Annotated in this window: 21 protein-coding genes; 8 read left to right on the plus strand and 13 right to left on the minus strand. The window is 61.5% G+C overall.

Going from position 1 to position 25,547, the window contains the following annotated elements:
• Positions 1–13: 13 nt before the first annotated feature.
• Together AC1Q6D_RS10715 and AC1Q6D_RS10720 are read right to left on the minus strand one after the other, a co-directional pair.
• Complete coding sequence (locus tag AC1Q6D_RS10715; protein WP_103406324.1) at positions 14–1,633, minus strand: FMN-binding glutamate synthase family protein; 1,620 nt, start codon at positions 1,631–1,633, stop codon at positions 14–16.
• Between the two features lie 169 nt (positions 1,634–1,802).
• Positions 1,803–2,603 carry a helix-turn-helix transcriptional regulator gene (locus AC1Q6D_RS10720; RefSeq protein WP_103406323.1) on the minus strand — a complete coding sequence of 267 codons (801 nt, stop codon included), beginning with the start codon at positions 2,601–2,603 and terminating at the stop codon, positions 1,803–1,805.
• Positions 2,604–2,729: 126 nt separating this feature from the next.
• On the opposite strand from AC1Q6D_RS10720, the gene AC1Q6D_RS10725 reads away from it, so the two are divergent.
• A complete protein-coding gene (locus tag AC1Q6D_RS10725; RefSeq protein ID WP_103406322.1) occupies positions 2,730–3,551 on the plus strand; it encodes a carbon-nitrogen hydrolase family protein in 822 nt (273 codons plus the stop codon).
• 202 nt (positions 3,552–3,753) lie between these two features.
• Here the strand turns inward: AC1Q6D_RS10725 and AC1Q6D_RS10730 are convergent, their stop codons facing one another.
• Complete coding sequence (locus AC1Q6D_RS10730) at positions 3,754–4,224, minus strand: hypothetical protein (RefSeq protein ID WP_103406321.1); 471 nt, start codon at positions 4,222–4,224, stop codon at positions 3,754–3,756.
• 192 nt (positions 4,225–4,416) lie between these two features.
• Between AC1Q6D_RS10730 and AC1Q6D_RS10735 the strand changes: the two genes are divergently transcribed.
• The 3 genes from AC1Q6D_RS10735 to AC1Q6D_RS10745 are packed head-to-tail and all read left to right on the plus strand — an operon-like array spanning position 4,417 to position 6,063.
• On the plus strand, positions 4,417–4,860 hold the full coding sequence (locus AC1Q6D_RS10735; RefSeq protein WP_103406320.1) for an NUDIX hydrolase: 444 nt from the start codon (positions 4,417–4,419) through the stop codon (positions 4,858–4,860).
• A 22-nt stretch (positions 4,861–4,882) separates the two neighbouring features.
• Positions 4,883–5,521 (plus strand): LysE family translocator, encoded by a 639-nt coding sequence (locus tag AC1Q6D_RS10740; RefSeq protein WP_047538236.1) that lies wholly within the window; start codon positions 4,883–4,885, stop codon positions 5,519–5,521.
• Between the two features lie 2 nt (positions 5,522–5,523).
• Positions 5,524–6,063 carry a GNAT family N-acetyltransferase gene (locus AC1Q6D_RS10745; RefSeq protein WP_103406319.1) on the plus strand — a complete coding sequence of 180 codons (540 nt, stop codon included), beginning with the start codon at positions 5,524–5,526 and terminating at the stop codon, positions 6,061–6,063.
• A 77-nt stretch (positions 6,064–6,140) separates the two neighbouring features.
• On the opposite strand, the gene metR is transcribed toward AC1Q6D_RS10745, so the two are convergent.
• Positions 6,141–7,058, minus strand: a complete 918-nt coding sequence (gene metR / locus AC1Q6D_RS10750; protein ID WP_047538239.1) for a transcriptional regulator MetR — start codon at positions 7,056–7,058, stop codon at positions 6,141–6,143.
• A gap of 109 nt (positions 7,059–7,167) precedes the next feature.
• Here metR and metE point away from each other — a divergent pair, with 109 nt between their 5' ends.
• The gene (gene metE, locus AC1Q6D_RS10755) at positions 7,168–9,480 is read left to right on the plus strand and encodes a 5-methyltetrahydropteroyltriglutamate--homocysteine S-methyltransferase (protein ID WP_103406318.1); all 2,313 of its coding nucleotides are present in this window, start codon (positions 7,168–7,170) and stop codon (positions 9,478–9,480) included.
• Positions 9,481–9,621: 141 nt separating this feature from the next.
• Here the strand turns inward: metE and AC1Q6D_RS10760 are convergent, their stop codons facing one another.
• A complete protein-coding gene (locus AC1Q6D_RS10760) occupies positions 9,622–14,838 on the minus strand; it encodes a dermonecrotic toxin domain-containing protein (RefSeq protein ID WP_103406317.1) in 5,217 nt (1,738 codons plus the stop codon).
• 208 nt (positions 14,839–15,046) lie between these two features.
• On the opposite strand from AC1Q6D_RS10760, the gene AC1Q6D_RS10765 reads away from it, so the two are divergent.
• The gene (locus AC1Q6D_RS10765; protein ID WP_103406316.1) at positions 15,047–16,078 is read left to right on the plus strand and encodes an alpha/beta fold hydrolase; all 1,032 of its coding nucleotides are present in this window, start codon (positions 15,047–15,049) and stop codon (positions 16,076–16,078) included.
• 133 nt (positions 16,079–16,211) lie between these two features.
• Complete coding sequence (locus tag AC1Q6D_RS10770) at positions 16,212–16,877, plus strand: DsbA family oxidoreductase (RefSeq protein WP_090467367.1); 666 nt, start codon at positions 16,212–16,214, stop codon at positions 16,875–16,877.
• 128 nt (positions 16,878–17,005) lie between these two features.
• On the opposite strand, the gene AC1Q6D_RS10775 is transcribed toward AC1Q6D_RS10770, so the two are convergent.
• The 5 genes from AC1Q6D_RS10775 to AC1Q6D_RS10795 all read right to left on the minus strand — a co-directional run bounded on the left by AC1Q6D_RS10775 (position 17,006) and on the right by AC1Q6D_RS10795 (position 23,246).
• Positions 17,006–18,397: a sigma-54-dependent transcriptional regulator gene (locus tag AC1Q6D_RS10775; protein WP_103406315.1), complete on the minus strand. Its 1,392-nt coding sequence runs from the start codon at positions 18,395–18,397 to the stop codon at positions 17,006–17,008.
• The gene (locus AC1Q6D_RS10780; protein WP_103406340.1) at positions 18,387–20,159 is read right to left on the minus strand and encodes a sensor histidine kinase; all 1,773 of its coding nucleotides are present in this window, start codon (positions 20,157–20,159) and stop codon (positions 18,387–18,389) included. The genes AC1Q6D_RS10775 and AC1Q6D_RS10780 overlap by 11 nt, the downstream gene beginning before the upstream one ends.
• A 114-nt stretch (positions 20,160–20,273) precedes the next feature.
• Positions 20,274–21,164, minus strand: coding sequence for an alpha/beta hydrolase (locus AC1Q6D_RS10785; RefSeq protein WP_047538260.1), 891 nt, complete (start codon positions 21,162–21,164; stop codon positions 20,274–20,276).
• Positions 21,161–22,555: an aspartate aminotransferase family protein gene (locus AC1Q6D_RS10790; protein WP_047538263.1), complete on the minus strand. Its 1,395-nt coding sequence runs from the start codon at positions 22,553–22,555 to the stop codon at positions 21,161–21,163. Before AC1Q6D_RS10790 ends, AC1Q6D_RS10785 begins: the two co-directional genes overlap by 4 nt.
• Positions 22,548–23,246: an HAD-IB family phosphatase gene (locus AC1Q6D_RS10795; RefSeq protein ID WP_047538266.1), complete on the minus strand. Its 699-nt coding sequence runs from the start codon at positions 23,244–23,246 to the stop codon at positions 22,548–22,550. Before AC1Q6D_RS10795 ends, AC1Q6D_RS10790 begins: the two co-directional genes overlap by 8 nt.
• Before the next feature lie 219 nt (positions 23,247–23,465).
• On the opposite strand from AC1Q6D_RS10795, the gene AC1Q6D_RS10800 reads away from it, so the two are divergent.
• Positions 23,466–24,227, plus strand: coding sequence for a MipA/OmpV family protein (locus tag AC1Q6D_RS10800; RefSeq protein WP_492618464.1), 762 nt, complete (start codon positions 23,466–23,468; stop codon positions 24,225–24,227).
• Between the two features lie 50 nt (positions 24,228–24,277).
• On the opposite strand, the gene AC1Q6D_RS10805 is transcribed toward AC1Q6D_RS10800, so the two are convergent.
• From AC1Q6D_RS10805 to AC1Q6D_RS10815, 3 genes are all read right to left on the minus strand, one after another.
• Entirely contained in the window at positions 24,278–24,676 is a 399-nt protein-coding gene (locus AC1Q6D_RS10805; RefSeq protein WP_103403662.1) for a DMT family transporter, read from the minus strand.
• A 10-nt stretch (positions 24,677–24,686) separates the two neighbouring features.
• A complete protein-coding gene (locus AC1Q6D_RS10810) occupies positions 24,687–25,061 on the minus strand; it encodes a DMT family transporter (protein WP_103403661.1) in 375 nt (124 codons plus the stop codon).
• Between the two features lie 152 nt (positions 25,062–25,213).
• Entirely contained in the window at positions 25,214–25,543 is a 330-nt protein-coding gene (locus AC1Q6D_RS10815; RefSeq protein WP_178083114.1) for a GlpM family protein, read from the minus strand.
• Between the last annotated feature and the right edge of the window lie 4 nt (positions 25,544–25,547).

Below are 25,547 nucleotides of genomic sequence, written 5' to 3' on the forward strand. Positions count from 1 at the left end.
GGGGCCGTGGCGGTCAAGCGACGGCCACTTCATTGGGCTCGAAACTGTCTGCGCGCGCCATCTGCCACATCCGCGAGTAAAACTCGCCATTCACTTCACCGTTCAGCAATTCCCCCGGTTTCAGGGACACATGCAACTGCGAGAACAGTTTGATCTCGGTTGCCGACATGCGCCGCACCAGGTGTTTGGCCGACAACTGCGACGGATGTTCGAGGCCCGCGGCGGCGAGCATCTCCGCCAGGCCCTTGAGGGTGTTGCGGTGGAAGTTGTAAACGCGCTGGGCCTTGTCCGGCACCACCAGCGCCCGCTGGCGCAAGGTGTCCTGGGTGGCAACACCGGTCGGGCATTTGTTGGTGTGGCAGCTTTGCGACTGGATGCAGCCGATGGCGAACATGAAGCCACGCGCCGAGTTGGCCCAGTCGGCGCCGATGGCCAGGACGCTGGCGATGTCGAAGGCGCTGACGATCTTGCCGCTGGCGCCGAGTTTGATCTTGTCCCGCAGGTTCAGGCCAACCAGGGTGTTGTGCACGAACAGCAACCCTTCGCGCATCGGCACGCCGATGTGGTCGGTGAACTCCACCGGGGCGGCGCCGGTGCCGCCCTCCTTGCCGTCGACCACGATGAAGTCCGGGAGAATGCCGGTTTCCAGCATGGCCTTGGCGATCCCCATGAACTCCCATGGATGGCCGAGGCAGAACTTGAAGCCCACCGGTTTGCCACCGGACAGTTCACGCAACTGCTGGATGAAATGCATCAACTCGATAGGCGTGGAAAACGCGCTGTGACGTGACGGCGAAATGCAGTCTTCGCCCATCAAGATGCCGCGAGTATCGGCGATTTCCTGGGTGACCTTGTGCTTGGGCAGAATCCCGCCGTGCCCCGGTTTGGCGCCCTGGCTCATCTTGATTTCGATCATCCGCACCTGCGGCGTCTGTGCCTGCGCCGCGAAGCGTTCGGGGTCGAAACGCCCGTCCGAGGTGCGGCAACCGAAGTAGCCGCTGCCCAGTTCCCAGGTCAGATCGCCGCCGTGTTCGCGGTGATACGGGCTGATGCTGCCCTCGCCGGTGTCATGGGCGAAGTTGCCGAGTTTGGCGCCCTGGTTCAAGGCGCGGATGGCGTTGGCACTGAGCGAGCCGAAGCTCATGGCCGATATGTTGAACACCGACGCGGAATACGGCCGGGTGCATTGCGGGCCGCCGACCATCACGCGGAAACTGGCGGGGTCGCTCAAGGGCGCCGGACGCATGGAATGGCCGATGAACTCGAAGCCCGATTGATACACGTCGATCAGGGTGCCGAACGGCTTGTCGGCGCTTTCGTTCTTGGCCCGGGAGTAGACCAGAGAACGCTGGGCCCGGGAAAAGGGCAGGGCGTCGCTGTCGGATTCGAGCAGGTACTGGCGGATTTCCGGGCGAATGGCTTCGAACATGTAACGAATGTTGCCGAGAATCGGGTAATTACGGCGTACCGCGTGGGGACTTTGCAGCAAATCGAAAACACCGATCAGGCTGAGTACGCCCGTGACAGCGGTGATCGGCCACAGCCAGTCGTGCGCGAGAAAGGGCAGGCTGGCGAGGGTGAATATCACGCAGACGGCAAAGAAGGCGTAGCGGCTCAGGAGTGACAGACTCATACGGTTTCCGTGGGTTCGGACTCAATGGTTCGGCTAAACGCAAATCATTGCAGGAGCGAGCCTGCTCACGATGAACCAGAGAACACCGCGGGGCATCAGGTTCCCCGCGTTATCGTTCACGATCATCGCGAGCAGGCTCGCTCTTGCAGAAAAGCATTTCAGTGCCATGTCAGGCATTTTGTGCCTGTAGAAAAATCGAAAACAGCTCGGACTGGGATTTGATCCCCAGCTTGCTGTACATGTGTTTCTTGTGGACCTTTACGGTTTCGATGGAGATCTCCAGTTTGCGGGCGATTTCCTTGCTGGAACAGCCGCTGAGCATCAAGCGCCCGACATCCAGCTCCCTGGCGGTCAATTGCGTGCCTTTGAGTTTCTGCACCGATGCTTCCAGTTGCACACGCCAGTCGCCTTGTACCGGGGCAGGCGCAAGCGCCACCACGTCGTTGACTTCATAAGGCAGACGCTGGCGCAACAGGCCAAGCACCCACGGCTGGATCAGCGACAGCAGGGCAATCTGCCCGACGCTGAAGCGCTGCTTGCTGCCCAGTGAAAGGCACAGCGTGCGGTCGCCTTCAAGCTGACAATTAAACTGGATTTCGTCCGCCACGACATTCACACGAAAGTAGCGTTGATAGTACTCGGTGAGTTCGAAATGCTCCGGCGCCACCTCCGACAGGCGATACAACCCGGTGCCCGATTGTTCGCGGCTGGCGATGTAAAACGGGTCGAGCAGGTACAGCCCGCGCAGGTAGTCCTGAAACAACTGATCGGGGCCGCCGTCCTCGCCGGGGCATTCGGCAAACACCTGCGGGTACTGATCGGCGCTGAACAGCAGGGCCACCCAGCTGTCGCAAGGCACGTACTGATCCAGCAGCCGCACCAGTTGCGTCCAGAAATTGGGCTTGTCCAGGGCGTCGATCAGTTGCCCGACGGAACGGTGCCAGGCGATGTCGTTCAACGAGAGTGTCATGCCTCTACCCCTATCGTGTTACCCCGGCGGCGTAATTCCCCGCCTGCCTGCTTGCTGCGCATACTGGCGCACAGACAGCGAGCGGGCAATCTTTGCGCCGCCCGGCATCCATGACAAGGAATACCCATGAAGGTCGAACTCGCCCAATTGACGGGCCGTGACAACGACACGGCTTATAACCTCGAACGCTCTTTGGCGGCGATCAACGCCTGCGCCGCCGATACGCAACTGCTCATGTTCCCGGAAAGCCACCTGATGGGCTTTCCGTCGGCCGAATCCGTGGCCGGGATCGCCGAGCCGCTGGACGGCCCGACCGTCAGCGCCATTGTCGCCGCCGCCCGTGAACGCGACATTACCGTGGTCATCGGCACCGCCGAGAACGACAACGGCCGTTTCTACAACACCACGCTGCTGATAACCCCCGAAGGCATCGCGCTCAAATATCGCAAGACGCACCTGTGGGCGTCGGATCGCGGTGTCTTCGAGGCGGGCGACCGTTATGCCACTTGCCTGTGGAACGGGGTGCGCGTCGGCCTGCTGATTTGCTACGACATCGAATTCCCCGAAACCGCCCGCGCCCTGGCGCAACTGGGCGCCGAGGTGCTGCTGGTCACCAACGGCAACATGGACCCCTACGGCCCGACCCACCGCACCGCGATCATGGCCCGCGCCCAGGAAAACCAGGCGTTTGCGCTGATGGTCAATCGTGTGGAAGAGGGCGATGGCGGCTTGCTGTTTGCCGGCGGCAGCGCGTTGGTCGATCCGCTGGGCACCCTGCTGTTCGAGGCCGGGCGCGAGGAGGGGCAGTTTGCGGTCGAGCTGGACCTGAACCGGTTGACGGCGGCGCGCCAGGATTATCGGTATCTGGATGATCAGCGGCTGAAGTTGCCGGGGGAAATGGTCGAGCATGCATCCGGGTTACGGGAGCTGCTGATACCGGCGGGCTGATCCGGATTCTTCGGCGTCGGTGCTGGCGCCATCGCAAGCAAGCTCCCACTAAGGAATGGGTGTGATCACAAAGACACGGCTCGCACCGATCCAATGCGGGAGATCCTATGTTTGGCGGGAACCCACAAACATGGAATTTGGTTGGTACTCACTTTGGTTTTTCATAAAGGCGAACATCTTTACGGGTGTTCGCCTTTTTCGTTCAGGCTTGAATGGCTTCGTGTTTCGCCCGCGTTTTGTCCTCGTGCTTCTGCTTGTCACTCGGAAGGGCGTTGATGCAGTAGTTGATGTAGTAAAAGGTAAAAAGCCCGGTATAGACCAGGTTCATGCGCAGCTCGAAGTTGTGTTCAGCCAAGGCGTAAGCCTTCAGCACCCGCCGCACGCGAAAGCACCAGAGCAGGGTAAGTGCAGTGAGTAATAACAACAGGATACCGGTCAGCACGAGTGCATAGAGATGGGGGACGACACTGACATATCCGATTATCCCGATGAGGGCCAGGTAGCCGACAAAAAAGGCCGGGTTCATGGTTTTTATTCGAGTGACGTCCTCCAGTGCGGTAAAGGTTTTATACATCCAGATGTTTAAATAGAGCCCTCCCGTCAGTAGCCCTAACAGAACGAGATGAAATGTCTTGGTGTTGATTTTTTCTTTCAGCGTTGAGATGTCGGACATGCAAGGGTTTCCATAGGCAGCGAATGGGGTGAGGGACCGTAGAAAATCGGTGCAAACACGCTACCAAACTCGTTCGTGGGAAATTTCCGGACTTGTCGGCGGACCGTTCTGGTCCTTGGCGAGACTCAGCCCTTGGCCGAGGCAAAAAGGCGTGGGATTCTGTACGGCCCTCACATGGACCCTGGGTCAGCAATGTCTTTTCCTACTGATGTTTCTCTCATTGATTCCGGACTTATCCACATCGCCGCCGCCCTGCTGATCGGTCCCGATGGCCGTACCTTGCTGGTGCGCAAGCGTGGCACCGAGGCGTTCATGCAGCCGGGGGGCAAAATCGAGGCCCATGAGCAACCGGTCCATGCCCTGACCCGTGAGCTGGAAGAGGAGTTGGGTTTGATCATTGATCCAGCCTGCGCGACTTTTCTCGGGCAGTTCTCGGCTCCGGCCGCCAACGAACCGGGTTTTGTCGTACAGGCGGAAATCTTTCTGCTGACCATTGATGCCGACGTTTCCCCGGCAGCAGAGATCGAAGAAGTGATCTGGATCGACCCGGCCACCGACGGCAATGTCACCCTTGCGCCATTGACACGTGACCTTATCCTGCCGTTTTATCGGGCTTCGCTGACCGCGATCGCCTGATCATCCATGCCAAGGAACCGCCATGATCCCGCTTCAGGATTTGCTGATTTTCGCCGCTGCCGCGCTGCTGATGGTCCTGACGCCGGGGCCGAACATGATCTATCTGATCTCCCGTTCGATCTGCCAGGGACGCAAGGCCGGTGTGACGTCGTTGCTGGGTGTGGTCGCGGGTTTTTTCGTGCACCTGTTCGCCGCGGCGGCCGGTTTGACCGCCGTGTTCCTGGCGGTGCCGATGGCTTATGAGGTGTTGAAATGGGCCGGCGCGCTGTACTTGCTGTGGCTGGCCTGGCAAGCGGTCAAACCCGGTGCGCGTTCGCCGTTCGAGGCACAACAGTTACCGCCGGATTCGTCGCGCAAACTGATCACCATGGGGTTTCTGACCAGTGCCCTGAACCCGAAAATCGCGGTGTTCTACCTTTCCGTGTTTCCGCAGTTCATCAGCCCCGAACACGGTTCGGTGTTCACCCAAAGCATCGTGCTGGGCCTGACCCAGATCAGCGTCAGCTTCTGCGTCAATCTGCTGATCGCCCTGTTTGCTGCGGGCATCGCTTCGTGGTTCGTCAGCAACCCGACCTGGCTGGCGCTGCAGCGTTATTTCATGGGTTTCGTGCTGTCGGCGCTGGCGCTGCGGCTGATGCTTGAACAACGCCGGATGGCCTGAGCATGTGGATCGAACGTCTGGATGCCAGCCACGCCCTGGCTTACCGGGAGTTGATGCTCGAAGCCTATGACCGTCACCCGCAGGCGTTCACCTCCAGCGTGCGCGAGCGGGCCTCCATGCCCTTGCAGTGGTGGGAGTCGCGCCTGACCGGCAAGCTGGATCAAGTGTTCGGCGCGTTCGAAGAGGGCAGGTTGGCGGGCATTGTCGGGCTGGCCTTCGAGCCTCGGGAAAAGGCCCGGCACAAGGCGACGCTGTTTGGTATGTACGTGTCCGCCGATGTCCGTCAACGCGGACTCGGCTATCAATTGGTGCAGGCGGTGTTGGCCGAGGCGCAGCAGCATCCGGAACTGCGGCTGATCAAACTGACCGTCACCGCCGGCAATGACGCTGCGTTCAACCTGTACCGTCGTTGCGGGTTCATCCAGTTCGGGCTTGAGCCGATGGCGGTGCGGGTGGGAGAGGCGTATTTCGACAAGATTCACATGTGGTGTGAGATCCAGGCACACCGCCAATCCCTGTCGGAGCGCGCTTGCTCGCGATAGCGTCATGTCCGGCACATTGATGTTGGACCTACCAACCCCATCGCGGGCATGCCCGCTCCCACAGAGGTTGTGGTTTTCTAGCGGACCGCGCTAACTCCATCCAGCGTCGAAAACGACGTGTCCTTCGCCGTCAGCAGGAAATCACGCATGTACGGTGCATCCAGCATGTCGGTGCGAACGGCCGCGTACAGCGTCGCGAACAGTCCTTTCTCGCCCAGCCGCTTGGCCTTCACGTAACCCCGTGAGCTGTACTCGTGCAGCGCCCAATGGGGCATGCCGCAGACGCCGCGTCCGCTGGCCACCAGCTGCATCATCATCACCGTCAGTTCCGATGTGCGCACTTGCGCCGGTTCGATATCGGCCGGCTCCAGGAAGCGGGTGAAGATGTCCAGGCGGTCGCGTTCCACCGGGTAGGTGATCAGGGTTTCCGTGACCAGGTCTTCCGGGACGATGTAGGCCTTGCTCGCCAGCCGGTGCTGGTTGGCCACGGCGAGCATCGCCTCGTAGGTGAACAACGGCACGTAAGTGATCCCCGCCAGGTCCAGCGGGTCGGAGGTCACCACCAGGTCCAGATCGCCACGGGCCAGGGCCGGAAGGGGCGCGAAGGAAAACCCCGAAGCCAGGTCCAGCTCGACTTCCGGCCAGGCGTCGCGGAATTGATCGATGGTCGGCATCAGCCACTGAAAGCAACTGTGGCATTCGATCGCCATGTGCAAGCGTCCGGCGGTGCCACCGGCCAGCCGCGCGATGTCGCGTTCGGCGCCACGCAGCAGCGGCAGGGTGGCGTCGGCCAGTTGCAGCAGGCGCAAGCCGGCGCTGGTGAAGCGCACCGGTTTGGTCTTGCGCACGAACAGCGGCATGCCCATGCGCTCTTCCAGTTCCTTGAACTGGTGGGACAGCGCCGACTGGGTCAAATGCAGGCGATCGGCCGCATCCACCAGGCTGTCGGCTTCGCGCAAGGCGTGCAGGGTCTTCAGGTGACGGATTTCAAGCACCGGGGTGGCTCCATGAGGAAAACTTGTGATCAACACGAAAAGGTTGAGTTTGTCTCATGTTGCCCTGGCTGTCGACAATAGCGCCATCTTTTAAGGGAGGAAACTCACCATGGCCTTGGCCCACACCCTTGGTTTTCCGCGCATCGGCGCCGACCGCGAACTGAAAAAAGCCCTCGAATCCTACTGGAAGGGCGATCTCGACCAGAATGCGCTGCAAAGCGTCGGTCGCCAGCTGCGTGCCACCCACTGGCAATTGCAAAAAGACGCCGGTATCGACCTGCTGCCTGTCGGCGACTTCGCCTGGTACGACCAGGTACTGACCCACTCCCTGGCCTTCGGTGTGATCCCCGAGCGCTTCGACAGTACCCGGGACGCGCACGGCCTGCCGACCCTCGACACCCTGTTCGCCATGGCCCGTGGCGCCACGGTGACCTGCTGCGGCGGTGAGCATGGCCAGACGCAATACGCCCAGGAACTGACCAAGTGGTTCGACACCAACTATCACTACCTGGTCCCGGAATTCAGCGCCGAGCAGCCGTTCAAGCTGAGCTGGGAACAGCTGTTCGACGAAGTCGCTGAAGCCAGGGCCCTGGGTCACAACGTCAAACCGGTGATCATCGGCCCGCTGACGTACCTGTGGCTGGGCAAGGCCAAAGGCAACCACTTCGACAAGCTCGACCTGCTGGAACGCCTGCTGCCGGTGTACAACGAAATCCTCGGTCGCCTCGCCGCCCAAGGCGTGGAATGGGTGCAGATAGACGAACCGATCCTGACCCTCGACCTGCCGCAAGCCTGGAAAAACGCCTTCGAACGCGCCTATCACATCCTCCAGTACTCGCCGCTGAAAAAACTCGTGGCGACCTACTTCAGCGGTCTGCAAGACAACCTTGGCCTGGCCGTTGGCCTGCCGGTGCAAGGTCTGCACATTGATGCGGTGCGCGCGCCCGACCAATTGCTGCATGTGCTCGATCGCCTGCCGACCTACAAGATTCTCTCGGTGGGCCTGGTCAATGGCCGCAACGTCTGGCGCTGCGAACTGGAGCCTGTTCTCGCACAACTGCAATTTGCCCAGGAACGCTTTGGCGACAACCTGTGGGTCAGCAGTTCCTGCTCGCTGCTGCACAGTCCGGTGGATGTGGAGCGTGAAGACAAACTCGATCCGGAACTCAAAAGCTGGCTGGCGTTTGCCGTCCAAAAGTGTGGCGAAATCGCTGTGTTGCGCGATGCCTTGAACGATCCACAGGCGCCCAAGGTGCAAGCCGCCCTGGCCGAGAGCCGCGCCGTTCAGCTCAGCCGCGCCGAGTCGCCGCGCATCCACAAGGCCGACGTGCAGGCACGTGTCGCGGCGATCGGCCCGAACGACAGCCAGCGTCATTCGCCGTTTGCCAAGCGCATCGAACAGCAGCGTGCACGCCTTAAGCTGCCGGCGTTTCCGACCACCACCATCGGCTCGTTCCCGCAGACGGCATCCATCCGTCTGGCACGCCAGGCCTTCAAGCAAGGCAAGCTGTCGGCCAATGACTACACCGACGCCATGCGTCATGAAGTCCGTCACTCCGTGCAGATCCAGGAGCGCCTGGGGCTGGATGTGCTGGTCCATGGTGAAGCCGAGCGCAACGACATGGTCGAGTACTTCGCCGAACAGCTGGACGGCTACCTGTTTACCCGTTTCGGCTGGGTGCAGAGCTACGGTTCGCGCTGCGTGAAACCGGCGATCATCTACGGTGACCTGAGCCGACCGAACGCCATGACCGTCGACTGGATTACTTATGCACAGGGCCAGACCGACAAGGTCATGAAAGGCATGCTCACCGGGCCCGTGACCATGCTGATGTGGTCGTTCCCCCGTGAAGACGTGTCGCGCAAAGTCCAGGCGCAACAATTGGCCTTGGCCCTGCGTGACGAAGTGCTGGACCTGGAAGCCGCTGGCATCAAGATCGTGCAGATCGACGAAGCCGCGTTCCGTGAAGGCCTGCCACTGCGTCGGGCGCAATGGCAGGAATACCTCGACTGGGCGGTGGAAGCGTTCCGCCTGAGCGCCAGTGGTGTGCGTGACGAAACCCAGATCCACACCCACATGTGCTACAGCGAATTCAATGATGTGATCGAAGCCATCGCGGCCATGGACGCGGACGTGATCACCGTTGAAACGTCGCGTTCCGACATGGAATTGCTGGAAGCGTTCAAGGCGTTCGACTACCCGAACGACATCGGTCCGGGCGTCTACGACATCCACTCGCCACGGGTGCCGGACACCGCCGAGATGGTCAAGCTGATGAGCAAAGCGGTGAAGCGCATTCCGGCCGAGCGTTTGTGGGTCAACCCCGATTGCGGTCTGAAAACCCGTGCCTGGCCGGAAACCGAAGCGGCGCTGGTGAACATGGTGGCGGCGGCGCGACAGTTGCGTAGCCAGTTGGCCTGATCACTACCCCCCCTGTAGGAGCGAGCCGGCTCCGGGCGGCGTTCCGACGATCGACGTCAACGATAACGCGGGAAGCCAGATACCCAGCGGTGCACCTGCGTTTTTCGCGAGCAGGCTCGCTCCTACAGAGGTTTACGGTGTTTAGAGTTCGGCGAAGTGTTTGATCCCCAGCGGTTTGCCGATGTCGCCGCGCCAGATCGCTTGCACGTTTGCACCACTGCCAGCCTGGGCCTGCTGCCATTGCAGGCCCAGGTTGCGTTGCTCCGGCAGTTTCAAATGACCTTTGACGAAATCGTTGAACGCAGGTTTTGCCGAGGTGTAGTGGAAATGTGCGTACCACAACGTCTGGGGTGACTCGCCGCGCACATCGCGAACCTCGTACTCCTGAAGGAAATCCCTGCGCCCGTCCGTGCGCTTGCCCAGATCGCGCAGGCCGCCTTCCTTGCGAATGTCCACCACGCGTTGTTCAAGCAGATAGTCCAGATAGCCCTCGGTCGGGGTCTTGCTGTTCAGGGTCTGGTCGATTCGCAGCGTGCGCCCGGCACGGGACAATTCATTCGCGCGATTGCGCAGCTGCAGTGCCACCGTCTCCGTGGGCGACAGCCGTTCGATGGCCTGGGCGCGCATGTTCAGTTCCGCGGCTTCATTGGTCATCATGTGCTCCAGATCGACCGGCAACATGTCCTGGCGGGCGTAGCCTTCGACTTTGCCTTTGTAGGCGTCCACCGTGCCGAGTCGTTTCCTGGCCTCCACCAGCAACGGCGTGATATCGGTCACAAGCTCCGTTGGCGCAGCTGCCACTGGCTCACTGAGGTGATATTTGCCGCTGGATGAGCGCGGCAGCCAGGTTTCCCTGTAACCATTGGCTCCCTCGACGGTGAAGCGCTGTTGGCGGGTCGCGGCATCAGTGCTGGCGACACCGATAAGCAACTGGTTGTCTTCAGTCTCGAACAGTTGCTTTGCCGCGCTTCCCGCTCTTGCACTGTTGGAGGGGCGTGTCTTGATGGCATGGAGAGCCGCTGCTTCGACGTTTGCCAGATTGTCGAGAAACGCGGTGACCTGCTCCAGATCCAGGTGCTGCGGATAACCCAGGGACCAGGCCCCGAGGTTGCGACGAAACTCGGCATAGGTCGCCAGGCAATCTTCGAGCACCTTGTTGCGCTGGGTAAACGTGGCCTGTACTTCAGGCAATTGATGTTGGGTCAGCAGCGCTCGCCCGACCTTGTTGCGGGCCTGTTTCAACTGTACGTGAAAGTAGGCCCAGGACTGGTCGGTGACGGCATTGTAGTGAGTGATGATCTCCAGCTCATTCGCCGTTTTCAGGTAGTAGTAGTTGGCATCGCTGAATTTTTCGTTAACCGTGGCCATCTCCGGGGCCATCTTTGATTTTTGCACGCGATTGGTGATCCGGCCGTTCCATCGATTGGCTTCTGCCACCTGCTCGTGAAGCCGGTCAAAGTTTTTGAGAAAGTCTTTTCGTACCTCCTTGCGTTGCGCCATCAGTTGAATGTGTGCGGCGGTATCGTTGAGCGACGTGGCCTCCGATCGGGCAATCAACTGATCGATACGGTTGAGGTGTTCCAGCAGGCGCTCCTTGGCCAAAGCGATTCGCCGCACCAATCGATCGACGATTACCCAAGCGCAGCGGCTTTGCGCATCTTCGACCAGCATGCGTCTTCGGCCGTGGCTGATCAGCATCAGTTCTTCAAGGTTCAGGTACTGGGCCTGCGCCAGCTCGATGTCGTTCACGCAAATAGTGTCGGCATTGGCTCGAAGCGGTGGGCGCTGTTCCTTATCAACGCTGAAGTAATGTTCCAGCACGGCGTTGGAGCTGTCGGTCTGGGTCCCGAGTCGCCGGGAGTAGGCATCGGCGGTGTTGGTCAGGGTCAATTGGCGTCGCAACGCCCGGTCGGCCCACCAGCGTGGCAACCAGCGGCGAATGGCGGCGGGCCAGAGCGGGTCGAGACCGTCAGCCATATGACCGAGCACCGCGCCGCCGCCGGCGCCGCCGCCTGCCGTTACGGTGCCGTACACCGCATAGTGGGTGTTCCAGTTGCCGGCTTCATCCAGGGCGATGGGTTGTTTGTAGGTTCGGGTGCTGGTTGCGCCCAAGCGCCATTGCGGTGGGTTGTCCGTCAATTCGATGCGATAGATACGCCCCTGGCTGATCATGAAGTTGCCATCGGCGTGGCGATAAACGTTGCGATAAATCCCTTCGGTACCCGGTTGCAGGCCGGCAAGGGAAATCTCCTGTTCGTACTCATAACCTGCGAAACGCTTGAGGGTGTGTCGCACCTGCTGCGGGGTCGAGACCTGCAAGGCGCCAGGCTGTTTCGTCAGGGCGCGCAATTGTCGTCCGCGAGTGGCGGCGCGCGCGGCGCTGGAAGTGGCGCCAGCAACGGGCAGCACATCCATGGCCGCGTCGATGAACGACAGCAGCACGGCTTCCACCTCGGCCAGGCCGTGGCCGACATCACCGCGCAGGAAAGCCGCCACGGCCAGGTTGGCGCTGTTCCAGGCGTCGTACAGGGCAATGGCGGTACCGACGAAAGGCACCACGCCCAGCGCCATTTTCAGGTAGTTGAACATGGCCCCGGAGCGCAGCGCGACGTGCTCCAGATACAAGGCATCGTTGGAGCGCGATGTCGACCGATGCGCCTCCAGCAAACGGCCCATGTGCACATTGAGCAGATGCGCAGCCAGGGAGGTGCTGGCCGGCCAGGCGGTGCCGACGCCGATCAGGGCATCGAAGTTTTTCACCCGGGCCTGGTTGATCCGGCTGACGTGCGAGGCAAATTCCCCGGTCAACGCGCGACCGGCCAGGTAGGTGACCATGGTGCTATGCAGGGATTGGTTGAACAGGGACATCCGCGCCTGTTCGAGGCTGTCGAACTGACGCAAAAACACTCCGTCGGGGCAGTCAGGCCGATACAGCAGGGTCAGGCCGCTGACCTGCTCGACGATGAAAGTCACCCCGGCCAGGGTGCTCGGTCCTTCGCCGGGCGTGTCCTTGCCGCCAACGGTCAGGTGCGCGGGTAATAGCTCGATGCGTTTGCCATCGATGGAGAAGGCTTCACGGCTGTTGGCGTCGATGGCGATTCGCAGCACCTTCTGGCCGGCGGTATCGATGTCCTTGGCGAGCACGGCGAACTCGCCTTGCAACTCAAGCATCAGGCGCCACGGCTCGCTCAGGCATTCACGCCGATATTCATTGCTGAAGGCCGAGGCAGTCGGGGTGCCCAGGAAGGTCTGGCGGATCAAGGTTTCATAGTTCCCGGCCAGATCCAGCTCGGTGACCAGTTTGCGCAGGTAGGCCTGGGTGATGCCGGTTCTCAGCTTCTGCCGTTGCCCCTCGTCAGCGCCGCTGATCTCGACCCGCATCAACGACACGCGCAACCACATCGCCTGATTGATATTGCTTTGCGCCAGTTCGGCGAGGGACAACCGGCTGCGTTGCTCGCTGCCGATCAGAACATTTTTGTGCGGTGTGCCTGGCGCCGCGCCCTCGATCGGCTCTTTGCGCCAGGTGGTGGTGTCAGGGAGGTCCAGTATCACCTCAACGTTTTGGGTGAGCGCAAAGTCTTTGCGCAGGCGGGCGTCGATGGCTTTTTTGCTGAATGAGTCGCGCATTGGCAGTTCCCGTTCCAGCAGTTTCTGGGAGCGCTTCATCGCCGCGATGTAGGCGGTGAACAGCGCCTTGAGACGTTCGCGTTCGGCCTCGGTCAGCGCGCGGAGGGGCGACGGCAGCCGAGTGGCCAGCAGCGCGCTGCGGTTTTGCTCAAGGATGTGCGCAAAGGCCAGCTCACGCGCGCTGCTGGCGGGGACGGTCAGGCGGGCGAGGGTCTGTTCTCGCAGGTGTTCCAGTTCCGCCGTGCGTTGGTCGGCATGGGAGGGCGCGGAGTGGGCGGTCATCAGCCGCGTCGCATGCTGTTCACAGCTGTGAAGCTGGATTTGCAGGGCGTACTCGAACGGGTTGCCCGTCAGCGGCAAAAGCTGCAGCGCTTGCGTGTCGTCGTTGGCCGACTGCCTGAACATCTTCTGCTGCAGTGCCTGGCAAGAGGCGAACCGCTGCAGGCCGCCGAAATGTCCGGGCCAGTAGAGCAGCACGCTGTCGCTGGCGGACGGCAACAATGCCGATGGCCGGGCAAACAGCAGCACACCGTCGAGTTCCAGGGTTTGCGTGCGCAGGGTGTCACCTTCGCTGTCAGTCGCGGTCAACACCAGTCGGGCGACCACCACGTCGGCCGGTCTGGGTTTTTCGGGGGCGTCGAGCACGACCGTGAGCCACTGATGTTCATCGCCGCTGATCTGATCCAGGCTCAATTGCAGGTCGGCTTCAGCACGCAGGCCGTTCAGGCGCGCTTGGTATAGGGCCTTGTAGAGAGAGGGCGATGAGTGACGCAGTTCCAGCAGTTGCGGCGCATTGTCGGCGCTTAACAGGGCATTTGCGGCCTCGCTGCTGGCCTGTTGAGCGGCGCGCAGGGCGTCGAATTGCTGTTGCAGCCGCTGCATGCGCGGGTCGTCGGCGGTGCCTGCAAAGTCCAGCCCCAGCAGGTTCTGCAGTGCCGTTTGCTGTTGCACTACGGCGTTGTGGCGAAGGTCCAAGGGAATATCGGGGCTCAGTTGCCCGAACGGGGCGATATCCTGGTTTGCCTCCGGCATGGGCAGGTCGGGAGGCGAGGCAAAGACACGGTCGTTGTGTTGCCGCTCGGCTGGCACCGTGGCCAGTCGCGTCAACAGGGACTCGGCACTTTTCGTCAGCTGCGGGGTGTCCAATACGGTGTAATCGACCGTGACGTGGCGGGTCTCGGGTTCAGGTTGCTGCTGGATTAACCAGCGTTCCAGACTGTTGCGATTTTCAAAGATCATCCAGGGCACTTGCCGAGACGGCAGATACAGCAACTGGGTGACCGGTTGGTCGGTATTGCGGGTAATGGCCAGGGCCCCCCGAAGTTCGTCAGTCAGACCGCTGTCGCCCCTGAGCGACAGGGTCTCGACGTAAACCAGGATCTCGGGGGAGCTCGTTTGCACTGCCGGGGTGACGAGGTCCAGCAGCAGGTTGAGCTGCTCGGCATTCAAGGTGCCCTGGGCAAATGCCAACTGGCACGATGCTTCGAAATGCTGGCGATACAAGCGGATGGCCTGTGCCTTGCGTGAAAGGTCGGTGCCGCGTGCGCGTGCCTGCCACCAGTTCGCGGTCAGGGGGTCTTGCGGGTTCTGCGCCATGAGGGCCAGCCACTGTTCGCGGCAGTCGTTCCAGCGTGCCGAGGCGCTCAGGTGCAGGTTGTCGTCCGTGCCGTGGGCCAACGGGGGGACGATGCCGAAGTCGGCCAGCGGTGCGTTCGTTGATTCGAACATGAAGAAAAACTCCGATGGGTGAAAAATCGGAGCCATTAGAGGTCGGTGGGAAAGCGGCATGGCGGTACATAGTTATCGTGTGGCGCTGGACGTGCCCTGATGACCGCCCGGCACTCTTCATCAAACTGTCATCGAACTGTGGCAGCGCGCTTGAACAAATTTCATCAGACTCGCGCTCTACTGGGGTTCTGCGTTTCGGTGTTTCTTCATGCGTGCTTTGTTTTTATCAACAGTCTTTTTTATGGCCGCGTTGTTGGGCCTGCCGTCATGGGCGGCGTCTCGTTGTGACGTCAATGTCCCGACCGAACGGGCAGACCTGGCCCAGGTGAGCCTGGCGTACCAGAGCATTGGCCGCGCCTCCGATCCGGCCTTGCTGCTGGTGATGGGCCTGGGCGGGCAGTTGATTCACTGGCCGGACGAGGTGGTGGTCGCGCTGTGTCAGCAGGGCTTCCGGGTGATCCGTTATGACAATCGCGATGTCGGCTTGTCCACCTGGCGGCAACCGCCGGTCGAAGCCAACCTGACCTTCGAAGTGTTGCGCTACAAGCTCGGCTTGCCGGTGTCGTCGCCGTACTCGCTGACCGACATGGCCGAGGATGGCCTGGGGCTGATGGATGCCTTGCACATCGAGCAATTCCACGTATTGGGGGCCAGCATGGGCGGCATGATCGCCCAGCACATGGCAGCCATGGCGCCGCAGCGGGTCGAGAGCCTGACCCTGATCATGACCAGCTCCGGGGCCGAAGGCTTGCCGGCGCCGAGTGAGGCGTTGGTGCAGTTGCTTGCGCGGCGTGGCGCGCCCAATCGTGAAGTTGCCCTGGAGCAACAGGCCGATCTGCTGGCGGCGCTGGGCAGTCCGATGGTGACCGATGATCGTCAGGCGCTGTTGCATCAGGCGGCCGTGTCCTATGACCGGGCGTTCAATCCCGAAGGGGTGAAACGCCAGATCATGGCAATCCTGGCCGAGCCGAGCCGTGTGGCGTTGCTCAACCAGTTACGCGTTCCAGCGCTGGTGGTGCATGGCACGGCCGATCCGTTGTTGCCGGTGATGCATGGCGTGCACCTGGCCGCGCATTTGCGTGGCAGTGAGTTGATCTTGATACCGGGGCTGGCCCACCGCTTTCAGGAGGCGTTCAAGGCGCCGTTGCTGGCGGCGGTGTTGCCGTACTTGCGGGCTCATCGCGAGGACACCTCGCATTGGGCGCAGATCGAGCCGGTGGCCGAACACAATCTGCTGTGACTCCCCTGATCCCTCTGTAGGCGCAGGCCTGCCAGCAATGGCGGCGTGCCTGCTGTACCGCGTCATCCGCTTCGCCGGCATTCAGGTGTATCGTTCGAGCTTTACGACGTGTTTCCCGCCAGCGAGGTGTGTGATGAGCAGCCCCTTGAAAATCGATTTCGTCAGCGACGTGTCCTGCCCATGGTGCGTCGTCGGTCTATACGGCCTGACCCGCGCCCTGGAGATCCTGCGCGACGAGGTCCGGGCCGAGATCAGTTTCCAGCCGTTCGAACTGAACCCGAAGATGGGCCCCGAAGGGCAGAACATCACCGAGCACATCACCGAGAAGTACGGTTCGACACCGGAGCAGTCACAGAAAAATCGCGAGATGATCCGCGCGCGCGGTGCCGAGCTCGGGTTTGCCTTTCGCACGGACGCCAACAGCCGGATCTACAACACCTTCGATGCGCACCGCCTGCTGCATTGGGCGGCGCTGGAAGGCTTGCAGTTGCCGCTGAAAGAGGCCTTGTTCAAGGCGTATTTCAGCGATGGCGGTAACCCGTCCGACCCCGTTCAATTGGCGCAGATTGCGCAAAGTGTCGGCCTGGACCGGCAACGGGCCGAGGCGATTCTGGCGTCGGATGAATTCGCCAACGCGGTTCGCGAAGAGGAACAGCGATGGCTGTCACGCGGGGTGAACTCGGTACCGACGGTGGTTTTCAACGGCCAGTACGCGGTCACGGGCGGGCAACCGGTGGAAACCTTCGTCGGGGCGATCCGGCAGATCATGAGTGAAGCGAAGGGCGGAACCGTCAGCTGATCCTGTGGCAAGCGCGGTTACTGTGGGCGCTTGCTCGCGAAGGGGTCATCGGCCTCAACTTCATGCTTGACCGGTCTACCGCTATCGCGAGTGAGCTCGCCCCCACAGAGGGCAGTGTGTTTCCTGGCTCAGCGCACGATCTTGTCCACATGAATCCCGAGTTTTTTCAGCCTGTACCAGAAGCTGCGCTCGGAGATTCCGATTAACTGCGCGGCGGCGGCCTGTACGCCGTTGCTCTGTGCCAGCGCCGCCAGAATGTAGGCCTTTTCGACTTCCGCCAACGCGGCGTCCAGATCCGGCGGCACGCTGGTGCCCTCGTTGAGAATGGCGCCGCTGCCGGCCGGCGACGAAGCAAACAGGTACGCCGGCAGATCATCGTCTTCAATCACCGTCCCCGAGGCGACGATGGTGGCGCGCTCCACACAGTTTTGCAGTTCGCGGATGTTCCCCGGCCATGAATAATGGGCCATGGCCTGTAGCGCTTGCGGGCTGAAGCCGGTGATGCGCTTGCCGGCGGCAGCGCCCAGCGAATGGGCGAAATGCCGGGCCAGCGGGGCGATGTCTTCGACGCGTTCACGCAGGGCCGGCAGGGGAATCGGGAACACGTTGAGCCGATAGTAGAGGTCTTCGCGAAACTCCTTGTTGGCCACCGCTTCGAGCAGGTTTTTATTGGTGGCGGCGATGACCCGCACATCGACCTTGCGCTCGCGGGGATCGCCCACCGGTTCGATCACCCGCTCTTGCAAGGCCCGAAGGATTTTCGCCTGCAGGGCCAGGGGCATTTCGCCGATTTCATCGAGAAACAGCGTGCCCTTGTCGGCCTGCTGGAACCGTCCGATCCGGTCGGTCACGGCGCCGGTGAAGGCCCCTTTGCGGTGGCCGAACATTTCGCTTTCCAGCAAGCCTTCGGGGATGGCCGCGCAGTTCACCGCAACGAAGGGTTTGTCGGCGCGATTGCCGTGCTTGTGGATCGCGCGGGCGACCATTTCCTTGCCGGTGCCGCTTTCGCCGGTCAGCAGGATCGTCGCGTTGCTTTCGCGCACTGAATCGATCGCCTGCAGCACCCGGCGGAAGCTCGGGCTGTCGCCGATCAGGCTGTCGATCTGCTGGTGTTCATCGAGTTCGGCGCGCAGGCGCTGGTTGTCTTTGAGAATGTCGCGAAACTGCAGGGCCTTGCTGACGGTGATGTCCAGTTCATCGATGTCGAACGGTTTGGCGATGTAGTCGAAGGCGCCGTTGCGCATCGACTGCACGGCGTTTTTCACCGTGCTGTAGGCGGTCATGACGATCACCGGCAGTTGCGGGAAACGGCTTTTGATTTCCGCCAGCAATTGCGGGCCGTCCATGCCGGGCATGCGCCAGTCGCTGATGACCAGGTCGATGTCTTCGACCTCCAGCACCTTGAGCGCGTGCAGGCCGTTGCCGGCAGTGAAGACGCTGATGCCGTTCTGGCTCAACGCCGAGGTGAGCAGGTCGCAGAGCTTGGGCTCGTCATCGACCACCAGTACGTTATGTGTCATCGCTGCCCTCGTCGAAGTCGGCACCATTGGCCGGAATGTACAGGCTGAAGGTGGCCCCGGCCTGTTTTTCGCTGGCGCATTCGATGCGTCCGTCATGACTTTCCATGATCGAGAAGACCTTCGCCAGACCCAGCCCGGTGCCAGAGGCCTTGGTGGTGACGAACGGTGTGAAGATGCGTTCGAGCATGTCCGGTTCGATGCCCTCGCCAGTGTCGCTGATGCTGATCACGATGTAGGGGCCATCGCGGCTGATGCCCAGGGTCAGGTGTCCACCGTCTGGCATGGCGTCGATGGCGTTGACGATCAGGTTCAGGCCGGCCTGCTTCAATTGCCGTGCGTCGGCGTAAACCGTGGCGCCGGGAGCCTGATCGTCGATGCGCACGTCGATGTGGTGGCTGGCCAGTTCCGGCGCGCAGAACCCGGCCAGTTCATCCACCAGCGGTCGCGCCGATTGGGTCGAACGCATCGGTGCGCTGGGCTTGGCAAAATCGAGGAAGTCGGTGATCAGGTCATTGATCCGGCTGACTTCGCTGACCACGTATTCCAGATGCCGCTTGTCGCTTTCGGGCAGGTCGGCGCGCCGATGCAGCAGTTGCGTGGCGGTTTTGATGATGCCCAGTGGATTGCGGATTTCATGGGCCAGGCCCATCGCGACTTCGCCCAGGGCATGCAGGCGATCGCGGCGACGCAGCTGCGATTCGAGATGCTGCAACTCGCCGAGGCGCTCACTCATGTGGTTGAAGGTGCTGCTCAGTTCCGCCAGTTCGTCGCCGCCGGTCACCGGCAAGCGTTGGCGGTAGTCGCCGGCGATCACGGCTTGAACGCCGTTGGAGAGCCCGCGCAAGGGTTTGGTCAGGCGCTGCGAGACCAGCCAGCCGACCGTCAGGGACGCCGCCGAGCTGAGCAGGAATATCAGGATGAACAGGTTGCTTTGATTGACCAGTCCCAACAGGCTGCTGTGGCGTAGCAGGCCGCTGAAAATCACGCCTTGCAGCTCACCTTCTTCATTGAAGATCGGGCGGTAGATGCCGCTGTAGCGATTGGTGAACTGCTCGGTCGGTTCCCGGGTGGCGCGCAGGATCTGTTCGATTTTTTCCGGTACGGCCGACGGGTGATCTTCGAAGCGCTGGGAGGAGAACACTTCCGCGAAGTCATTGGCCTTGGCCAGGTACAACCGCAGGTCCAGGGAATGCACCTCGGCCACGCTGGTGAGGAAATTTCGGTCCAGGTAAGTGGCCACCAGCAGTTTGTACTCGACACCGGCCTGCTCTGTCTCGAAGGTCGAGACCACCGTGCCGGTGGCGATACCGCCGACTTGCAGGGTTTGCAGAACGGCTTTGGGGGCGAGGCTGATTTGCCGGACGATGTCGTCGGAGGCGGTGCTGAACAGCACTTTGTGATCGCTGTTGCGCACCAGCGCCACCACGTCGATGCCGATGGCGTCGGCGATGTCGGCGGTCAGCTTGTCGTTCTGGCCTGACAGTTGATCGATGGGTGGGCGCCTGTAACGCAGGAACAACTGTGCGGCCCGTGCATTGTCTCGCAGGATTTCGCCGATTTCGTCTTCGACGATCTTGGTCGATTCCTGCAGCCAGATCCGTACGTTGCTGTCGAAAATCTGCGACAGGGTGGTGGCCGCGAGTTCGGCGGCGATCATGGTCGGGATCACGCTGACCAGCCAGAAGGCCAGCACCAGTTTGCGTTGCAGGCTCCAGCCGGAGAGGGCAAAGGGGCGGGTGTTGGAGGGGCGGTGTCTGGTCATCGGGTTTCGCTTGTCGAAAGCCATTTCGGGATAAATCGTGAAGCCTGATGCAATACAGTAGCCGACATTGCCCCGTCTGTGGCGACCCGTCTGCTGCCGGGGTCGCCAGGGGGGTCAGGCCAGTTGCCGATGGTCCTGTGGCAGGGGCTGTGGCTCGGAGATTTGCTGGATGAAGCGCCGCTGGATGAAGTCGACGCTCAGTTCAATCACCCGGTGGTATTGCAGGTCGACGGTGATCATGTGATAGCAGTCGTCCAGCATGACCTTGACCACCGGCCCGCCGAGCTTGCGTTCGACATAGTCGGCGTTCCAGCGGCTGGTGATGTCGTCCTCCAGGGAGTGCAGAACCAACGTGGGTGTGGTGATCGACGGCATGCGCTTTTTCACCACTGCGTTGAGTCGGTGCAGTTCGCGCACGGTCACGCCTTCCATGGTCAGCAAACCGGCCTGGCTGCTTTCGCCTTCTTTCATCTGGCGCTCGACGATCGCTCGCAGGCGTTCATTCTTGATGCCATAGGGCGGTTTTTCTTCGAAGCTGCACAGGTGCACGCCGAACGGGATTCTCATCAGCAGCGGCGTGAGGAACGCCAGTTTGTTGATGCTCCAGCCGTCGTAGCGCAGGGTGGTGGAGTACAGCATCAAGCCTTCGATTTGCCCGGGGTGTTCGGCGGCCAGGTACATCGACAGTACCGCGCCCATCGACAAGCCGCCGACGAACACGCGCTCATGCTTGCGTCGTATACCGACGAAGGTGTTGCGGGCGCTTTCGTACCAGTCACGCCAGCCGGTGGCTTGCAGGTCGGCGTTGCCCCCGCAGTGGCCGGCCAGGGTCGGCACATAGACCGTGTGCCCGGCTTTCGCCAGGCCCATGGCCACCCGACGCAGTTCCGTCGGGGTGCCGGTGAGGCCGTGGATCAACAACACCGCGACCTCGCCGCTGCCGAGGACAAACCCGGCGCGGCCTTCGCCCATGTCAATCGCATCCGGTGAAACCGTCGCGTTCATCGTTTCATCGCTCGGTGCAGCAGGCGATCGAGCAGGGCGATGCCGAGGTCGATTTCCGGGTAGCTGATTTCCAGCGATGGGGCCAGGGTGATCACGTTTTTGTAGTAACCGCCGACGTCGAGGATCAGGCCCAGGCGTTTGCCGTCGATTTCGATGTCGCCCTTCATGCCTTCTTCGACCATGAAATCCAGGGTCGCCTTGTCCGGCGTGAAGCCGTCCGGGCCACAGATTTCGCAGCGCAGGGCCAGGCCCAGGCCATCGACGTCGCCGATGATCGGGTAGCGTTTCTGCAAATCTTTCAGGCCTTCGAGGAAGTACTTGCCCTTGTTCATGACCATCGCGCCGTAGTCGACTTCGCTGGTCATCTTGAACATTTCCAGACCCACCGCCGTGCCCAGGGGGTTGGAGGCAAAGGTCGAGTGGGTGGAGCCCGGCGGGAAGACTTTAGGGTTGATCAACTCTTCCCTGGCCCAGATGCCGCCCAGCGGATTGAGACCGTTGGTCAAGGCCTTGCCGAAGACGATCACGTCCGGTTTGACGTCGAAGTGCTCGATCGACCACAACTTGCCGGTACGGTAGAAGCCCATCTGGATTTCGTCGACCACCATCAAAATGCCGTGCTGGTCCAGCACGTGCTTGAGTTCGCTGTAGAAGTTCATCGGCGGGATCACGTAGCCGCCGGTGCCCTGGATCGGTTCGACGTAGAACGCGGCGTATTCGCTCTGGCCGACTTTCGGGTCCCAGACGCCGTTGTATTCGGTCTCGAACAAGCGGGCGAATTGCTGCACGCAGTGGCTGCCGTACTCTTCCTTGGTCATGCCCTTGGGGCCACGGAAGTGGTACGGGAACGGAATGAAATTGGCGCGCTCGCCGAAGTGACCGTAACGGCGGCGATAGCGATAGCTGGAGGTGATCGACGAGGCGCCGAGGGTACGGCCGTGATAACCGCCTTCGAAGGCGAACATCAGGCTCTTGCCGTTGGTGGCGTTGCGCACGACTTTCAACGAGTCCTCGATGGACTGCGAGCCGCCGACGTTGAAGTGCACGCGACCGTCGAGGCCGAACTTCTTCTTGGCGTCCACGGCGATCATTTCCGAGAGCTCGATCTTGCCTTTGTGCAGGTATTGGCTGGCGATCTGCGGCAGGGTGTCGATCTGTTGTTTCAGCGCATTGTTCAGGCGCGGGTTGGCGTAACCGAAGTTGACCGCCGAGTACCACATTTGCAGGTCGAGATAAGCCTGGTCACTGGTGTCCCAGACGTACGAGCCTTCGCAGCGACTGAAAATGCGCGGCGGCTCGATGTAGTGAACGGTGTCGCCGTAGGAGCAATACTTGGCTTCCTTTTCCAGCAGGATTTGGTCTTCGGCGGTGGCGATTCGAATATCAGACATGGTGGAAAAGTTCCTGTGTTTCTGCGTTGAAAGAGGTGGCGTTGGCGGCGTTGGCGTTGGGTAAAAGGGCCAACAGGGCCGGCAGTTCGGCGAAGCTGTCGAAGCGCGCAAAGGCAATGCCGTTGCGCTCGCAGTGCTCGGCCAGGCGATCCTTGGCGAACACGAAATCGGCGGTGGCGGCCACGCACATGTCGGACTGGCCGTCACCGATCACCAGCACGCGCTTGGCCTTGGGCGTGGATTTGCATTTGCAGTTGCCGGCAGCGGCGCGGCAGGCATCGTTGGCGTACGGGAAGTCGATGCGCCAGCTGTCGTGATCGACCTGACGCAAGCGGTTGGCAAGGATCGGCAGGAGGCTGACGTAGTGGCGCGCCAGGATGCGCGCGATGCCTTGTTCGATGCCGTCGCTGACCACTTCAAGGGACGCGCCGAGGCCGATGACGTGGTCGACGAAGTCAGGAAAGTCCGGGTCGATGTCGATGCCGTCGAAGAACCCGAGCAGTTCGGTCGGGGTGGCCTTGACCAGTGCGAGCTGGCGACTGAGGCATTCACGGGAACCGATGTCGCCTGCCAGCCACTCCTCTTCGATCGTTTCCCAGCTGGGGTCGGCGAATCGTTGGAGGATGCTGTCGATCACGTCGGTGCGGGTGATGGTCCCGTCGAAATCACACACGATATGCCAGTCAATCATCTGTTGTACCTATTGAGCGTTTCGCGCTGTTTGCGCTTGCCAACGGGGTAGAGCAGGGACTGTGCCAATCACGTCCGGCCCAGCGGGGCTGGGGTTCCGGCCTGTGTTCGCGTTGGTGAAGCTACAATTTTTGTAGGTCGCTACAAACAACATGAGTGCTTGCCTGATGGCATCGATTCAGGGATTGATGCGCGCATGTACCGTATAAGGAATGACCTCATGTCGAGGATTACCGTTGCGCTCTTTACCGCGCTGACCTGTCTTTCCATCAACGCCAACGCTGATGGCCTCACCGGCGAAGCCGGGCTGGGCCTGAGCTATGAACCCCATGATCCGACCGGCAGTCGATACGAAACCCGACCCGTGCCGTACCTCGATCTGGACTGGGGCGATGTCAGTCTCGGCACTGACGACGGGCTGACCTGGAGTGCCTTCAAGGCCAACGGTTTCAGCGCCGGGCCTTATGCGAACTACCTGCCGGGCCGAACCGCGAACGGGACCTTGCGCGGCTTGCGCGATGTGCCGGACATGGCCGAGGTGGGCGGGTTCGTGCAGTACGCACCGGCCGACTTCTGGCGGGTGTTTGCCTCGGTCGGCCAGGCAGTGGGCGGCGGCAGCGGGCAGGGTGGGGTGCTGGGAAGGGTCGGTGGCGAGGTGGGTTATCCGCTGGGTGGCGGGGTGATCGGCAGCACGAACCTGACCGCGCATTTCACCGATGCCCGACAAACCCAGACCTACTTCGGCGTCAGCAGTGACGAGTCACAGGCTTCGGGGATTCGTCGCTACAACGCCGGCGGCGGGTTGCAGAACGTGGCGCTGACCCAGAGTTTCGAGTTCCCGTTGGCGCCCCATTGGTCGCTGCTGACCAGCGCGAGCTGGATCCACCTGACGGGTTCGGCGGCGGACAGCAGCATTGTCAAAGCCGTTGGCGATACCAACCAGGGTGAAGCGCAGGTGGCGATTGCCTACAAGTTCAAATGAGAGGGTGTGGCGAGGGAGTCAGCGCCCTCGCCACAAACGTCGCGGTAGCTTCAGGTTTGCTCACCCTCGGCCAGCAACGCCACCCCGCCCATGATCACCGCCACACCCACCCAGTGCAGCACGCTGATCTGTTCTCCCAGCCCCAGCCATGACCCCAGCAGTACTCCGACAAACACCAGTGAACTGAGGGGGAACGCCAGGGACAGGCTGCTGCGTCGCAGAATCAGCATCCAGACGAAGAACGCGCCGATGTAGCAGGCGATCGCCACCCACACCCCGGGATTGTCGGCCACGGCCAACAGCCATTGCAGGGTGAAGTCCATCTGCCCGAGTTGATCGCCGCCGACTTTGCTGGCGATCTGGCCAGCGCTTTCGAAGCCGATCAGCAAGGCCCAGAGAACGAGGGTGCCGAGCCGTTCGTGCAGCCAGCCCGTCTTGCTGTCGATCATCGATTGACCCTCATCCATGAGCGACACACACGAGCATCACGCCCGCCGAGATCACCAGCGTACCTGCCCAGCGACGGCGACTGACGGTTTCACCGAGGATCACTCTGCTCGCCAGCACCACGCCGCAGTAAGCCAGCGCCGCCGCCGGAAACAGCAGGCTCAGCGGCGCCCGGGACAGGGCTTCGAGCCAGACCAGAAACTCGACCACAAAGGCGCCGATCCCGCACCACAGCAGCGGCGCGTTGAACACCTGGCCCCAGAACGCATTCAGGCGAAACCCGCCTTCGAGCTCCGGCAATCGGTCCAGGCCGAGTTTGAAACAGAGCTGGCCAATGACGTCCATCACAATGGAACACGCCACCAGCACGATTACAGTGAAGGTCATGGGCGTGGCGCCTTTCGGTTTGCAATAACGATGTTCACAGTCAGGATTTACCCTTTGGCGGTCGCCCCCGCAGGTTCATCCAGCCTGAAGGCCGGCCGAGAGGGCTTTTGAGGGTAAATGCAAGGGATGGGCCAAACCCACAAAGGGGGAAGTCAGGTGTGCAGGCGAACCCAGACCGAGACAACCACGGCCGCCGCCATCAACCAGGCGACTGCGGCCACCGCGAGAGAAGCCTCCAGGCGCATCCGGTCCACCATCACGTAGAGCGTGGCCAGGTAGACGAAATACGGAATGATCGACCACATGCCAAACAGGATGGTGGTCTTAAGGTCTTCCAGGGAACGGCCCTTGCCGACGATGTAATGGGCGATCAGGGCAAAAGTGGGAAACAGCGGCACCAGACCGGCGATGTAATAGTTTCTGGTCTTGGCCAGCGCAGCGAGGATGACCACCACCGCCGCGCCCAGGGTCGCCTTGAGTATCAAG

It is taken from the genome of Pseudomonas sp. MT92 (assembly GCF_058792515.1).